This is a genomic window from Brevundimonas alba, from assembly GCF_011927945.1.
Classification (GTDB): domain Bacteria; phylum Pseudomonadota; class Alphaproteobacteria; order Caulobacterales; family Caulobacteraceae; genus Brevundimonas; species Brevundimonas alba.
Map to the genome: position 1 here is coordinate 43,706 of NZ_JAATJM010000002.1, position 13,399 is coordinate 57,104.

Below are 13,399 nucleotides of genomic sequence, written 5' to 3' on the forward strand. Positions count from 1 at the left end.
TGACAAGGGCACGGCAGTCGGGCGCTGGGCTGTTGTCAAACGTCCTTTACAGACCTACGACTGTCGCCAGTGACCGGAGTCCGGGGGAGGGCATATGACAGCGGCATTGACACTCGACGGGGTGAGCAAGCGATACGGCGACTTCCAGGCCGTTCGCGACCTCAGCTTCGAGGTCGAGAAGGGCACGATCTGCGGCTTCCTCGGCCCCAACGGCGCGGGCAAGACCTCGACCATCCGCATGATCCTGGGCCTGCAGCCGGCGACGGCGGGGCGGATCACCATCCTGGGCGCCGACGACGGCCGCAAGGTGCGGGACCGCATCGGCTTCCTCCCCGAGGAACGCGGCCTCTACAAGAAGATGACGCCGGTCGACGCCATCGCCTTCTTCGGCGCCCTGAAGGGCCTGCCGACCGGCGAGGGCCGTCGCCGCGCCCGCGAGATGCTGGATGCGCAGGGCCTCGGCGCCTCGAAGCGCAAGAAGATGAAGGAGCTGTCCAAGGGCATGTCCCAGAAGGTGCAGCTGATCGCGTCGGTGGTGCACCGGCCCGAGTTCGTGATCCTCGACGAGCCCTTCTCCGGCCTTGATCCGGTCAACCAGCAGGGGCTGGAAGCCATGATCCGCGGTCTGGCCGCCGACGGCGCGACCGTGCTGTTCTCGACCCATGTGATGCAGCATGCCGAGCGGCTGTGCGACAAGGTCGTGCTGCTGGCGCGCGGCAACAAGGCGTTCGAGGGCACCGTCGCCGAGGCGCGGGCCACCACGCCGCGCTTCCTCGAGCTCGAGGGCGCCATCGCGCCCGATCAGGCAGCGGGCCTGCCCGGCGTCAGCGGCGTCGAGGTGGTCTCGGAAGCCGACGGCGTTCGCGTGCTGAAGGCCGGACTGGTCTCCGGCGGGCGGGGTCAGGACGCGCTGAAGGCCGCCTTCCTGAACGGTCTGGACGTGCGCCGCTTCGAACTGCGCGAGCCCAGTCTGCACGACGCCTTCATCGGCCTGACCGGCGACAACCCCGATCAGGATCAATCCGTCAAAGCCGCGGAGGCCGCCCGATGAAACGCACCCTGCTGATCGCGCGGCGCGAGTTCGCCGCCTACGCCAAGACCGTCGGCTTCTGGCTGTCGCTGCTGGCGTTTCCGATCTTCGGCGTCCTCGGCGGCGCCATTCCGATCCTCATGAAATCCAGCGAGCCTGTGCGCGAGGTCGTCGTGGTGGAGGAGGGGCCGCAAGCCGCCGGCTTGGCCGCGGCAGTTCAGACTGCGCTGAAGGAGGATCAGGCCAGACGTGACAAGCAGCGTCAGGAGGCCGAGGCCAATATCCAGGCCGCGGCGGGCGGAACTTCCGGCGGCAATGCGGCCAAGGGCGCGCTGAGCGGCCTCGACGGGCCGAAGATCGCCATCGTGGCGGCGCCGGCGGACCTGTCCGCCGCCGCACCCGGGGCCGCCCGCGAGGCGGTTGCGCGCCACTATCTCGGCGACGAGGTGGACAAGGCCGACCGGCTCGACGCGGTGGTGCTGCTGAACCGGGCCGATGGCAAACCCACCGCGCGGGTGTGGAGCCGCCGGGCGACCGACAGCTCCGTCCAGCGGTTCGTGAGGACGGCCCTGAAGGAAGAATACCGTCGTGAGGTGTTCGAAAAGGCCGGCATCGACGCGACGGTTGTGTCGTCCACGGCCGCTTTCGATCCCGACGTGACGACCCTGTCGCCGAAATCGGCCAGCGGCGGCGAGGTTTCGTTCCGCGACCAGCTGCCGATGATCATCGGCCTGGCGTCGGGCTTCATCCTGTGGTCGCTGATCATCACCGGCGCCTCGATCCTGCTGAACAGCGTGATGGAGGAGAAGTCGAACAAGATCCTAGAGGTGCTGCTGTCGTCGGCGTCGGCGACGGAAATCCTGACCGGCAAGGTGCTCGGCGTGGCCCTGCTGACCATGACGGTGCTGCTGGTCTGGGGCGGGATCGGCGCCGCGGGCCTGATCGCCGGCCTGCCGCAGTATGCGCCGATGATCGGGGAGGTGCTGCTGAGCAGCGGCCTGCTGTTCTATTTCGCGGCCTATGCGGTCGGCGGATATCTGATGTACGCGGTCCTGTTCGCCGCCATCGGGGCCTTCTGCGAGACGCCGCGGGACGCCCAGACGCTGATGGGGCCGATCATGATGATCCTGGTCGTGCCCTTGCTGGTCATGCAGATGGCCATCCGCACGCCGGACGCGCCTGTGGTTCAGATCATGTCTTGGATCCCGTTCTTCACGCCGTTCCTGATGAGCGCCCGCGCCCCGTCCGAACCGCCGATGATCGAGATCGTCGGCACCATGGCGGGCATGTTCGCCTTCGCCCTGCTGATGGTCTGGGTCGCGGGCCGGGCCTTCCGGGCCGGCGCCCTGTCGGACGTGAAGCTCAGCTGGAAGGCATTCGGCGCGGCGATCGGGCGGGGAAGGTAGGAAATGAAGGTCGAGGCCGGAGAGTATGAAACCCTCCGGCGTTGGGCGGCGGAGATGTTCGAACTCACGTTCGAGCCACTGCCCAACCTCAAACCTGAAGACCACCCGATCTCGGTTCTCGACGCCACGGCCGCCGGCGCGCCGGCGCGGGCGCGCCAAGGTCTCGCGATGATGATCGGGGATGAGGTGGAGATGACGGCGGCTTTTTCTCCGGAGGAGGTCGCCCGCCTAGACTCGCACTTGCGCGCGTTGGCGCTGCCAACGCTGTCAGAGATGCGCCTTCGTGTCATGAAGGCCGTGAGGCGCATCGCAGCGCGGGGCGCCATTCGATCCGACGACGAATACTTTCTGATCCGGAACGCCGTCGAAGCGCTCGGCGACAAATCGAATGCGCAAGAGTTCTGGCGACTGCTCGGGGACTACGAACTGCGCAGCTCCACGTCGTAGAAAAAGGCCGCTCCGGTTTCCCGGGGCGGCCTTTTGATCTTCGGTTCGTAACGTCGGCTTATCCGCGGGCGGGACCAGCGCCGGGCACGCGGGGCTTCGGCGGCGGCAGCAGGCCTTCGCGCTGGGCGCGCTTGCGGGCCAGCTTGCGGGCGCGGCGCACGGCCTCGGCCTTCTGGCGGGCGCGCTTCTCCGAGGGCTTCTCGTAGTGCACGTGGCGCTTCATCTCGCGGAAGCTGCCTTCGCGCTGCATCTTCTTCTTGAGGGCCTTCAGCGCTTGATCGACGTTATTATCGCGAACGAAAATCTGTACCAGGTTGAACTCTCCTTTGGCCGCCCGCCGCGTCCTGTGAGGGAGACGGGCAGACAAATAAAAATCTTCCTCGGCGAACCGGGTCCGCGAGTGAAGGCGGGCTGATACACGAGCGGCCCCCCGCTGTCCAGATCGTCGCGGCAAGATGTGAAGGGTCGAAACGCCCGCCCGACGGGCTTATGCTGGCGCCATGACCGATGCGCCACACCTGTCGAACGACCCGTCTCAAGGAGACTGGGCCGACCGCATGGAACAGGCGGTGCTGGACGCCGCCATCCAGCGCGCGCCGGCTCTGGGCTGGAACAGCCGGATGGTGCGGGCCGCGTGCGAGGCGAACGGGCAGTCGCCCGGCGACGAGGAACTGCTGTTCCCCAATGGCGCGCGCGATCTGGCCGCCCTGCTGTCCCGCCGTCACGACGACCGGGCGCTGGCCGCATTGGCCGAGGTCGATCCGAAGTCGCTGAAGATGCGGGAGCGAATCGCCCGCGCCGTCTCGGCCCGGATGGAGGCGGGGGCGGCCGATCTGGAGGCTGCGCGCCGCTGCGCCGCCTTCCTGACCCTGCCGACCAACGCCGACCTGGGGCTGAAGCTGGCCTGGGAGACGGCGGACCAGCTGTGGAATTGGGCCGGGGACACGGCCACTGACTGGAACCACTATTCCAAGCGGGCGATCCTGTCGGGCATCCTGATCCCGGCCCTGACCATGCGCTGGTTCGACGGCCGCGACGCCGCCGAAGCCTTCGTCGCCCGCCGCATCGACAACGTCATGGCCTTCGAAAAATGGAAGGCCGGCAAGGACTTCGACGCCCCGCTGCGCAAGGCAGCGGATGTGCTGAGCCGGATGCGGTACGGGGCGAAGACGGACCCGGCCTAGAGCGGCTTCACCCGGTTCACATGGCCCATCTTGCGGCCGGGGCGAGCCTCCGCCTTGCCGTAGAGGTGGAGGCGCATGTCGGGCTTGGCGGACAGGGTCTTCCACTGTTCGACCTCGTCGCCGAGGAGGTTGGTCATCTCGACGCGGGCGTGAGCGTTCGTAGGGCCCAGCGGCCAGCCGGCGATGGCGCGGATGTGCTGTTCGAACTGGTCGCAGACGCAGCCGTCCTGGGTCCAGTGGCCGGTGTTGTGGACGCGCGGCGCGATCTCGTTGACCAGCAGCTTGCCGCCGCCGAGGTCGAACAGCTCGACCCCGAGCACGCCGACGTAGTCGAGGCCGTCGAGGATGGCCTTGGCGATAGCCTTGGCCCGCTTTTCCGTCTTCGCGTCGACGGTTGCGGGAGCGACTGTGGTCTTGAGCACGCCGCCCTTGTGGGTGTTTTCGCCCAGCGGATAGACGGCCAGCGTGCCGTCCCGGCCGCGAGCGGCGATCACTGACAGTTCGCGCGTGAAGTCTGCGCGGGCTTCCAGAATGGCGGGCCGCTCGCCGATGGCGTGCCAGGCGTCGGCGGCCATCTTCGCCGAGCGCGCCCAGATCTGGCCCTTGCCGTCGTAGCCTTCGCGCCGCGTCTTCAGCAGGGCGGGCGTTCCCAGCCGCTCGAGCCCGGCCAGCAGGTCGTCGAGGCTGTCGACCGGGACGAAGTCCACGGTGGTCGCGCCGACGCCATTGAGGAAGGTCTTCTCGTCGACCCGGTCCTGCGCGACGGCCAGCGCCTTGGGTCCGGGGGCGACGAGGGCGCCGCCTTCAGCCAGCCGTTCGACCGAGGCGGCGGGGACGTTCTCGAACTCGAAGGTCACGGCCGCGCTGGTCTGGCCCAGCACGCCCAGCGCCGTCGGATTGTCATAGGCGGCGACGATCTGGCCTTGGGAGACACGACCGGCGGGGCTGTTTTCCTCCGGATCGAGGATGACGACATTGAAGCCGAGCCGCGAGGCGGCCTGGCTGAGCATCCGCCCCAGCTGGCCGCCGCCGAGAATGCCGAGGGTCGATCCGGGGGGGAGGGGCGCCACTCAGTCCTCGACCGTCTCGTGGACCGCCTCGGTCTGGGCTTCGCGGAAGGCGTTCAGCCGCCCGGCCAGCACCTCGTCCGAGAGGGCCAGGATCTGTGCCGCGAGGATGCCGGCGTTCTTGGCCCCCGGCTCGCCGATCGCGAGCGTGGCGACCGGAACGCCGCCGGGCATCTGGGCGATGGAGAGCAGGCTGTCCATGCCCTTGAGCGCCTTCGACTCGACGGGCACGCCAAGCACCGGCAGCTCGGTCATCGAGGCGGCCATCCCCGGCAGGTGGGCGGCGCCGCCCGCGCCGGCGATGATCACCTTGTAGCCCGCGGACCTAGCCCCCGTAGCGAAATCGAACAGGCGTTTGGGGGTGCGGTGGGCGCTGACGACCTTGGCCTCCCAAGCGACGCCGAGCCGATCCAGCGCGTCGGCGGCGTGCTTCATCGTCGGCCAGTCGGAACGGCTGCCCATGATGATCGCAACGGGCGGTGTCTGAGTCGCCATGCAGAACACTTTCGCGGGAAAGCGGCGCGATACAGGACTCGCGTTGCGCCCGCAACCGACGGCGTTAGGCTGAACGCAGGTCTGCACACAGTGAGTCGCGGACCGGGGAGCCCTATTCGCCTGTGACCGACGCGGCCGTCATCGACCCCATCGCCGAGATCGAACGGCTCCGCGCCGAGGTCGAAGCGCTGCGCCGCCGCGCCGAAGTGGCTGAGGCGGCTGCGGACCACGACGTGCTGACGCCGTCGCTCAACCGGCGCGGCTTCGTCGCGGCGATGAAGAGCGCCATGGCCTTTTGCCAGCGCCACGACGTGCCGGCGGTGCTGCTCTACCTCGACCTCGACGGCTTCAAGGGCGTGAACGACAGCCTCGGCCACGCCGCCGGCGACGCGGCCCTGGTCTATGTCGCCGAGATGATGCGGGCCAATCTGCGCGAATCCGACGCCGTCGGACGACTGGGCGGCGACGAGTTCGGCCTGCTGATGCTGAACGCCGGTCTGGAGGAGGGCCGCGAGAAGGCGCGCAAGCTGGCCGCCGCCCTCGAGGATGCGCCGTTTGAGTGGGAGGGGCGCTCGGCCGGGCTGGGCGGCTCGTTCGGCGTCCGCGCCTTCGCCGCCCACACGGATCCAGAAGTCTGGCTGGCCGAGGCCGACGCGGCCATGTGGATCAGGAAGAAGGCCCGCTGAGTCTCAGGCGATGATGTCCGGAAGGACGATAGCCTCGAGCTTCACGATCTCGTCCCGCAGCGTCAGCTTCTTCCGCTTCAGGCGCGCGATCATCAACTGATCCGGCAGCGGCATGTGCATCAGGGCGTCGATGGAGGCGTCGAGGTCGGAGTGCTCCTGACGCAGTTCCTTGAGCCGGGCGTGCAGCGCCAGCTCTTCCTCGCTCAGAAACGGATCGTCGTCGTTCATTCGTCAGGGCCCCGGACGCGGCTGTATAACCCGCGTCGGCCTAGGCCGGAAGCCGTTCGGCGAGCTGAACCAGCCCCGGGCGCGGCGTCATCGCCGACCACTGGCGGGCCACGGTGACGAGCGCGTCCTGAACGGGCCTTGGCGTCAACCCGGCGGGCGGCGACAGGGCCTCCAGCGCCATAAGCAGACGCCGCTCCGCCTCGAGTTCGACCGCCTTCACCTGCGCCCGGACGGCCTCGCGGTCGGCGTCCTCCAGATCGGGATTGCGGCCCTTGAGCGTGCGCCGAACCGCCCGGAGCGGGGCGATGGCCGCATCCTGCCAGGCGCGGGCGATGTCACAGGCCGCCTCGATGGCGTCCTCGTCCGGGGCGCGTCCCGTGCGCGCGGTCCACGCCGCCCACAGCAGCAGGGGCACGTTCTGGCCGGCGGCGTCCTGCAGGTGCAGGCAGGCCTCGCTCACGCCCTCGAACGCATAGGCGCGGACGGCCCAGTCCCACAGGCCGATGTCGGAGCTCATTCGGCCGTCACGCCCTTCAGCCCGGCCCAGCGACGCACCCCGGACCATTCGAGGCCGAACAGGTCGAGCGCCCGGCCCACCGACTGGTCGATCATCGCCTCGATGGACTCGGGACGCGCATAGAGGGCGGGCAGGGGCGGGGCGATGATGGCGCCCATCTCGGTCAGGGCGGTCATGGTGCGCAGGTGGCCCAGATGCAGCGGCGTCTCGCGCACCATCAGCACCAGCGTCCGTCGTTCCTTGAGCACGACGTCGGCCGCGCGGGTCAGCAGGGTGGAGGTCACGCCGGTGGCGATCTCGCTCATCGTGCGGACGGAGCAGGGGGCGACGATCATTCCCATGGTCCGGAAGGAGCCGGAGGCGATCGAGGCGCCGACGTCGGCGAGCCGGTGGACGACATCGGCGCGGCCGGTCAGGTCGTCGGGGGAAAGATCGGTCTCCTGTGACAAGGTCAGCAGGGCCGCGCGCGTGACGACCAGATGGCTTTCGACCCCGAGCTCGCGCAGGGCATCGAGCGTGCGCACCCCGTAAGCCACGCCAGACGCTCCGGAAATTCCGACGACGAGGCGGCGGGGCGAGGTACGTACGGCTCCGTTCACATCATCGGCCATATTGGGGTCCAGGGTTCGCGGGTCCGGACGGCCGGCAGCCTCACCGGAAAGTGATTCCACAGCCGGTCGAGCCGGGCGCTCAATCTAGTGGTCCCTTAGACATGGAGGCGCAAGCCATGACCATCGAAGCTCGTATCCGCGAACTGGGAAACCGTCACCGCAGCCTGGATGAGACGATCCGGCAGGAGATGATCCACCCGGCCTCGGACTCGCTTCGCGTAAGGGAGCTGAAGCAGCAGAAGCTGCGGCTCAAGGAAGAGATCACCAGTCTGGAGGCCCGAGCGCATTAGCGACGGCCTCCCGCACAAAGAACGACGGCCCCGGATCGCTCCGGGGCCGTTTTCATTTCAGTCCTTCTTGCCGAAGACCGACTCGGCGGTCGGTTCGGCCCCGCGGCGTTCGCGGGCTTCGGGCACGAACTCCGGCTCGGCCTCGGCGGCTTCCGGCGCGTCGACCGGCTGCAGGGTGGCGCCGCCCTTCTTCGCGTCGTCCTTGGCCTTCTTGTCGGCGGCCTTTCTGACCAGCTCGTCGAGAGCCAACTGGCCGACGAGGCCCAGGGTCACCGGGTCGACCGGCTTGATGTTGGCGCTGTTCCAGTGGGTGCGGTTGCGGACGCTCTCAATGGTCGATTTCGTCGTGCCCAGCAGTTTGGCGATCTGGGCGTCGGTCACTTCCGGGTGGTTACGCACGAACCAGGCGATGGCGTCCGGGCGGTCCTGACGGCGCGAGACCGGCGTGTATTTCGGCGCGGGCTTGTGGCTCTTGAGCAGTTCGGCGTGGCGGCTGACCACGGCCTGCATGCGGTAGTTCTCGTCGTTCTGGGCCTTGTCCAGCTCTTCGCGGGTCAGCTGGCCGTTGACCAGCGGATCAGCGCCGCGGATGTCGCGGGCCACGTCGCCGTCGGCGATGCCGCGGACTTCCAGCGGATGCAGGCCGCAGAAGTCGGCGATCTGCTCGAAGGTGAGGGAGGTGTTGTCGACCAGCCAGACCGCGGTGGCCTTGGGCATCAGGATGTCGGTCATGAGCGTCTTTGCTTCTGTTTTTGACCCACTTGCCCGGGTCGGGGGCGGGTTCCGGATACGACGGCGCCCGACCTTTCGGCCGGGCGCGGAGATGACCGATATAGTCGTATTCGACGCAAAAGAAAACGAAAGCCGACAACCTCATACAGCCAAGGTTCATCCGGAAGCTGAACAGTGCCCTCACAGACGCGTTGTGCGTCCATGAACACCATCGGGAGGACCCCATGCTGATCGAAACCCTTGCGGCCATGGCCGTGCTCTCCGGCGCTGGACAAGAGGCCGCCCCCTACGCCGGCGGCGGACAGGAGCGGATCGCGCCCCGCGGCGACTATCGCCAGAGCTGCAGCGGCGAATACGTGAACAGGGGCCGGCTCTATGCCGACTGCCAGGACCGGCGCGGCAATGTGCGCGGCACGTCGATCGAGCTGAACCGTTGCTCCGACTACGAGATCCGCAACGACAACGGTCTGCTGGTCTGCGGACCGGTGCGCGGGACCTATGAGGATCGCGGCGGCGGCGGGCGTCCGGACAACGACGGCGGCTGGGGCGGTGGACGCAACTCGGTCACCGTCTTCCGTGACTCGGATTTCCGCGGCGCGAGCATGCAGTTCCGGGAGGCCATTCCCAACCTGCAGAACAGCGGCCTGAACGACGCGATCAGCTCGATGCAGTTTCGCGGCGAGTGGGAGGTCTGCACCGACGCCTATTTCCGCGGCCAGTGCCGGACCTTCCGGGACGACATCCGGAACCTCCAGCAGTGGGGCCTGAACGACCGCATCTCCTCGCTGCGCCCCGCGGGCCGGGGCGGCCGCCGCTAAGGTCAGGCCGTCAGCACGATCTTGCCGACATGGCCGCCCGCCTCGAGCCTGAGGTGGGCGGCCGACGCCTGATCGAGGGGGAAAGTCGCCTCGAGGGGCGGACGGACCTGTCCCGACGCAACCCACGGCCAGACCGTCGCTTCGACGGCCGAGATCAGCCGCGCCTTCTCGTCGGCCGGCCGGGCGCGCAGGGTCGAGCCGGTCAGCACGATCCGCTTCATCATCAGCCGGGCCAGATCGACCTGGGCCAGCGAGCCGGACAGGGTGGCAATGACCACCCAGCGGCCGAAGGGTTTCAGGACGGACTGATTGAGGGCCGCATAGTCGGCGCCGACCATGTCCAGAACGACGTCGACGCCTCCGAAGACGCTGATCGCCGCCTCCAGATCGTCGGAGCCGGAATCGAGGCTCAGGTCCGCGCCGAGTTTTCGTGCGGCTTCCGCTTTTTCCGCGCCGCGCGAGGTGGCGACGACGCGGGCGCCGGCCGCCTTGGCCATCTGGATGGCGGTGACGCCGATGCCGCTGGTGGCCCCGTGAATCAGCAGGGTCTCGCCGGCCCTGAGGGCGCCGGACTCGAAGACGTTGGCGAAGACGGTGCAGACGGTTTCCGGAAGGGCGGCGGCCTGAATGAAGTCGACACCGTCCGGTATTGGCAGGGCATGGCGGGCGTCGACCACGGCCTGGTCCGCGTAGCCGCCGCCGCCGAGCAGGGCGCACACGCGGTCGCCAGTGCGCCAGCGATCGACGCCCTCGCCGACCTGATCGACTTCGCCGGCCACTTCGAGTCCGAGAATGTCGGATGCGCCGGGCGGCGGCGGATACCGGCCCTGTCGCTGCAGCAGGTCGGGACGGTTCACGCCGGCGGCGCGGACGCGGATGCGAATCTGTCCCGGACCGGCGACAGGATAGGGCCGCTCGACCAGCGTCAGCGCCTCCGCAGGACCCGCTCCGCCCGTGATTTCGACAGCCCGCATCGGCGCCTCGTTCTTGCAATCGTTCGTGTCCGGGCGTTCAGATAGTCGCTTGCCCGTGGATTGGCCAAGAAGGAGGCGGTGATGTTCGAGGACCTGGAGCCCCGTCCGGCGCGGGGAGCGCCCCTGATCGCCCTGACGCGCGAGGATCTGGACGGCTATTCGGTCGAGGACCTCAAGCAGCGCATCGCCGGGCTGGAGGCGGAGATCGCGCGGTCGCAGGCGGCGATCGAGGGCAAGTCGTCGCAACGCAATGCGGCCGACGCCATGTTCAACTTTCGCTCCTGAAACGCTCCTGAATCAGTCTGTTGGCATGGCCGTTGCACAGGGCGTAGTGACCGCGCGAAACCGTGCCGGTCGTGATACGGATGCGTCCACCCTATGAGTCTGACCGAGTTCATGCCCAGCGACGCTCTCATTCCTGCCGGACGCAGCCGCGCGGCCGTCGTCGACGACTTCGCCCGCTCGGAGCTGTTCGACCGCACCTTCCGCGAGGGTATGGAGCTGGTCGAGGAGACCGCCGCCTATCTGGATGGCGACGGACGGCGTGAATCCAAGCTGCTGTCGCGGGCCACGGCCCTGGCCTACGCCGGCGAGAGCATGAAGCTGACGACGCGGCTGATGCAGATCGCCTCATGGCTGCTGGTGCAGCGGGCGGTGCGCGAGGGGGATATGACGGCGACCGCGGCGTGCGAACCCCGCTACCGCCTCGCCGAGCGCAAGATCGAGACCGAGCCCACCCACCCGGAACTGCCGATCGCCCTGATCGAATATGTGGTGCGGACCGAGAAGCTGTACGACCGCGTGCTGCACCTCGACCGGCGGATGTATCTGGACGCGCCCGAGGAAGAGGCGGTCAACCCGGTGCAGAGCCAGCTGGACCGGCTGGCGGCGGCCTTCAGGCAGTAGAGCCCTACGGCCCGACGTCGTTGGCGACGTTGCGGCCGTCGTCGACCGGCTTGGGCAGGCTGACGGCGATGCCGAGGGCCTCGGCCAGCTTGTCGTCGCGGCCGTAGACATCCTCGCGGAAGGCGACGCGGCCCTGACCGTCAACGAAGGCCGTCCAGTAGAGCAGGCGGACGGTGATCTCTCGGCCGGTCTGGATACGCTTGGTCTCGCGGGTGTCCTGCGCCTCGTCGAACTCACCCAGCAGCGTGGGGTCGGGCGACAGCAGCAGGCGGGCGAAGTCGACGGCGTTCTGAACACGCACACAGCCGTGGCTGCGCTGGCGCATGGACAGGTTGAAGGCCGCCTTGGACGGGGTGTCGTGCAGGAAGATGGCGTAGCTGTCGCGCAGCTCGAACTTCACATAGCCGAGCGCCGCGGTCGGCCCGGCGCGCTGGATGACCTGGCCGTTCGAGACGTACATGTTCTGGCTGGCCAGATAGCCGGGGCCCTTTGGCAGGATCTCGTTGCGGGCGATCGAGGCCGGGACATACCACGGCGGGTTGGCGACCACCGAGGCGAACTGCTTCTCGAGGCTGGGCGTCTGGTTGGCGGGCGCGCCACAGACGACGCGGTTGGAGTGAACGGGTTTGCCGTCCTTCCAGTAGACCATGATGGCGGCGGCGGTGTTGACCTCGATCCGCTCGGGGGCGAGGTCGCGCTTGAGCCAGCGGCGGCGTTCGAGATTGAGGGCGATCTGGCGCGCGCGCTCCTCGGCCGAGGCCGAGAGCGAGCGCTGCGTGCCCGCGCCGATGCGGCCGTCGGCGCCGAGGCCGTGACGGACCTGGAAGCCCTTCATCGCCTCGACCAGTTCGGGGCCGTAGAAGCTGCCCATCGAAGCCAGACGTGTGCCATCGGCGGCCGACAGGTCGCCTTCCGCCACGAGACGCTGGATCAGGACCGGAATGCGCGGATCGCTGGTTCCCGGTTCGATGTTCGCGCCGACCCGGAACGCCGGCCAGCCACGGCCGTCGCGGATCATCCGGCGATAGCGCACATAGCCCGCCGAGAGGTTGGAATAGCCGATATCGGTCGGGGCGAGACCCTCGAACCAGTCGATCAGCCGGTTCTGGGCCAGGGCGTCGTTGAGGCCGACGGGCAGGTCGACGCGGTTCTTCTGCATCTCCCACAGGTCTTCGACGGTCTCGGGGCGGACGCGGCCTTCCGACAGGACCCGAGCATAGCCGAGGGCGGCGGCGGTGGTGCGCATCTCGGCCGAAGCGGCCTGGGCGGCGAGGGCGTCGAAGTCGAAGAAGTCGGATTGGGCCAGACCGTGGCGCTCAGCGCGGCCGGCGGCGCCCTGCAGGGCGCGGACCCGGTCGGCGGTCCAGACGGGGCGCCAGCCGTTCAGCTCGTAGAAGGCGCGCACGTCGGGCTGAACCGTGGCCGGCAAGCGGGCCAGCTGGTCGTTGAAGCTGTCGTAGAAGGCGATCGACGCCGGATCGCGGGTCTGCGCCCGCGCGGCGACCCCGCTCGCCGACGCGATGGCAGCCGCCGCCGCGCCCAGACCCAGTTGCCGTCGATTCATAACTGCTGCTCTTCGCCCGATTTACGCAGGACCTGCGTTCACGCCCGATGGTCCAACGCCGCCATGTTATCGGCGTTCCCGGCAAACAGAAAGGCGCCGGTCCGTGGACCGACGCCTTCGTGAAAGTCTTGGCTGCTGGTGTGGCCGCAAAGCCAGACCGCTACTTCTTGATGAAGCCGCCGAACTTGTTGTTGAAGCGCGAAACGCGGCCGCCGCGGTCCATCAGCTGCTGGTTGCCGCCGGTCCAGGCCGGGTGCGTCAGCGGGTCGATGTCGAGGTTCAGGACGGCGCCTTCCTTCTGGTAGGTGGAGCGCGTCTGATAGGTCGTACCATCGGTCATCGTCACGGTGATGAAGTGGTAGTCGGGGTGCGTATCGGCCTTCATGGGTCGTTGTCCGGTCTCTGCGCGATGACGATGCCGACCGTCGGTGCGCGAAAATGAGA

The 13,399-nt window shown here is 68.4% G+C and carries 19 protein-coding genes; 9 read left to right on the plus strand and 10 right to left on the minus strand.

Translation table 11 applies throughout. The annotated features are described in order from the left end of the window. Positions 1–94 precede the first annotated feature (94 nt). Genes GGQ87_RS10525 through GGQ87_RS10535 form a run of 3 tightly spaced genes read left to right on the plus strand, consistent with a single transcriptional unit; the run spans position 95 to position 2,883 of the window. Positions 95–1,051 carry an ABC transporter ATP-binding protein gene (locus GGQ87_RS10525; RefSeq protein ID WP_168047588.1) on the plus strand — a complete coding sequence of 319 codons (957 nt, stop codon included), beginning with the start codon at positions 95–97 and terminating at the stop codon, positions 1,049–1,051. Next, on the plus strand, positions 1,048–2,436 hold the full coding sequence (locus GGQ87_RS10530; RefSeq protein ID WP_168047590.1) for an ABC transporter permease: 1,389 nt from the start codon (positions 1,048–1,050) through the stop codon (positions 2,434–2,436). Before GGQ87_RS10525 ends, GGQ87_RS10530 begins: the two co-directional genes overlap by 4 nt. Before the next feature lie 3 nt (positions 2,437–2,439). Continuing rightward, on the plus strand, positions 2,440–2,883 hold the full coding sequence (locus tag GGQ87_RS10535) for a hypothetical protein (protein ID WP_168047592.1): 444 nt from the start codon (positions 2,440–2,442) through the stop codon (positions 2,881–2,883). Positions 2,884–2,941: 58 nt separating this feature from the next. Here the strand turns inward: GGQ87_RS10535 and rpsU are convergent, their stop codons facing one another. Then, complete coding sequence (gene rpsU, locus GGQ87_RS10540) at positions 2,942–3,196, minus strand: 30S ribosomal protein S21 (protein ID WP_168049186.1); 255 nt, start codon at positions 3,194–3,196, stop codon at positions 2,942–2,944. Positions 3,197–3,383: 187 nt separating this feature from the next. On the opposite strand from rpsU, the gene GGQ87_RS10545 reads away from it, so the two are divergent. Then, the gene (locus GGQ87_RS10545; protein WP_168047594.1) at positions 3,384–4,067 is read left to right on the plus strand and encodes a COQ9 family protein; all 684 of its coding nucleotides are present in this window, start codon (positions 3,384–3,386) and stop codon (positions 4,065–4,067) included. Here the strand turns inward: GGQ87_RS10545 and GGQ87_RS10550 are convergent. Both GGQ87_RS10550 and purE read right to left on the minus strand, forming a co-directional pair. After that, entirely contained in the window at positions 4,064–5,137 is a 1,074-nt protein-coding gene (locus GGQ87_RS10550; protein ID WP_168047596.1) for a 5-(carboxyamino)imidazole ribonucleotide synthase, read from the minus strand. The two genes, GGQ87_RS10545 and GGQ87_RS10550, sit on opposite strands and share 4 nt — an antisense overlap. Then, positions 5,138–5,629 carry a 5-(carboxyamino)imidazole ribonucleotide mutase gene (gene purE / locus GGQ87_RS10555; RefSeq protein WP_168047598.1) on the minus strand — a complete coding sequence of 164 codons (492 nt, stop codon included), beginning with the start codon at positions 5,627–5,629 and terminating at the stop codon, positions 5,138–5,140. It abuts the gene before it with no gap. A gap of 122 nt (positions 5,630–5,751) precedes the next feature. Between purE and GGQ87_RS10560 the strand changes: the two genes are divergently transcribed. After that, positions 5,752–6,315 (plus strand): diguanylate cyclase, encoded by a 564-nt coding sequence (locus GGQ87_RS10560; protein ID WP_168047600.1) that lies wholly within the window; start codon positions 5,752–5,754, stop codon positions 6,313–6,315. 3 nt (positions 6,316–6,318) lie between these two features. On the opposite strand, the gene GGQ87_RS10565 is transcribed toward GGQ87_RS10560, so the two are convergent. From GGQ87_RS10565 to GGQ87_RS10575, 3 genes are read right to left on the minus strand one after another with little or no spacing between them, the layout of a single operon-like run. Further along, positions 6,319–6,543 (minus strand): YdcH family protein, encoded by a 225-nt coding sequence (locus GGQ87_RS10565; RefSeq protein WP_168047602.1) that lies wholly within the window; start codon positions 6,541–6,543, stop codon positions 6,319–6,321. A gap of 40 nt (positions 6,544–6,583) precedes the next feature. After that, on the minus strand, positions 6,584–7,060 hold the full coding sequence (locus tag GGQ87_RS10570) for a TIGR02444 family protein (RefSeq protein WP_168047604.1): 477 nt from the start codon (positions 7,058–7,060) through the stop codon (positions 6,584–6,586). Beyond that, positions 7,057–7,671, minus strand: a complete 615-nt coding sequence (locus GGQ87_RS10575; protein WP_168047606.1) for a UbiX family flavin prenyltransferase — start codon at positions 7,669–7,671, stop codon at positions 7,057–7,059. The genes GGQ87_RS10570 and GGQ87_RS10575 overlap by 4 nt, the downstream gene beginning before the upstream one ends. A gap of 116 nt (positions 7,672–7,787) precedes the next feature. Here GGQ87_RS10575 and GGQ87_RS10580 point away from each other — a divergent pair, with 116 nt between their 5' ends. Beyond that, complete coding sequence (locus GGQ87_RS10580) at positions 7,788–7,961, plus strand: YdcH family protein (protein ID WP_168047608.1); 174 nt, start codon at positions 7,788–7,790, stop codon at positions 7,959–7,961. A 57-nt stretch (positions 7,962–8,018) separates the two neighbouring features. Here the strand turns inward: GGQ87_RS10580 and GGQ87_RS10585 are convergent, their stop codons facing one another. Continuing rightward, on the minus strand, positions 8,019–8,693 hold the full coding sequence (locus GGQ87_RS10585; RefSeq protein ID WP_168047610.1) for a DUF1013 domain-containing protein: 675 nt from the start codon (positions 8,691–8,693) through the stop codon (positions 8,019–8,021). A 224-nt stretch (positions 8,694–8,917) separates the two neighbouring features. On the opposite strand from GGQ87_RS10585, the gene GGQ87_RS10590 reads away from it, so the two are divergent. Beyond that, on the plus strand, positions 8,918–9,511 hold the full coding sequence (locus tag GGQ87_RS10590; RefSeq protein WP_245161572.1) for a beta/gamma crystallin-related protein: 594 nt from the start codon (positions 8,918–8,920) through the stop codon (positions 9,509–9,511). Positions 9,512–9,513: 2 nt separating this feature from the next. On the opposite strand, the gene GGQ87_RS10595 is transcribed toward GGQ87_RS10590, so the two are convergent. Further along, positions 9,514–10,485 (minus strand): NAD(P)H-quinone oxidoreductase, encoded by a 972-nt coding sequence (locus tag GGQ87_RS10595; RefSeq protein ID WP_168047612.1) that lies wholly within the window; start codon positions 10,483–10,485, stop codon positions 9,514–9,516. Between the two features lie 81 nt (positions 10,486–10,566). Here GGQ87_RS10595 and GGQ87_RS10600 point away from each other — a divergent pair, with 81 nt between their 5' ends. Together GGQ87_RS10600 and rcdA are read left to right on the plus strand one after the other, a co-directional pair. Further along, a complete protein-coding gene (locus tag GGQ87_RS10600) occupies positions 10,567–10,770 on the plus strand; it encodes a DUF1192 domain-containing protein (protein WP_168047614.1) in 204 nt (67 codons plus the stop codon). A gap of 93 nt (positions 10,771–10,863) precedes the next feature. Then, on the plus strand, positions 10,864–11,391 hold the full coding sequence (rcdA, locus tag GGQ87_RS10605) for a protease adaptor protein RcdA (RefSeq protein ID WP_425339280.1): 528 nt from the start codon (positions 10,864–10,866) through the stop codon (positions 11,389–11,391). Between the two features lie 4 nt (positions 11,392–11,395). On the opposite strand, the gene GGQ87_RS10610 is transcribed toward rcdA, so the two are convergent. Further along, entirely contained in the window at positions 11,396–12,955 is a 1,560-nt protein-coding gene (locus tag GGQ87_RS10610; RefSeq protein WP_168047616.1) for a L,D-transpeptidase family protein, read from the minus strand. A gap of 160 nt (positions 12,956–13,115) precedes the next feature. Continuing rightward, positions 13,116–13,340, minus strand: a complete 225-nt coding sequence (rpmE, locus tag GGQ87_RS10615; protein WP_168047618.1) for a 50S ribosomal protein L31 — start codon at positions 13,338–13,340, stop codon at positions 13,116–13,118. Positions 13,341–13,399 lie beyond the last annotated feature (59 nt).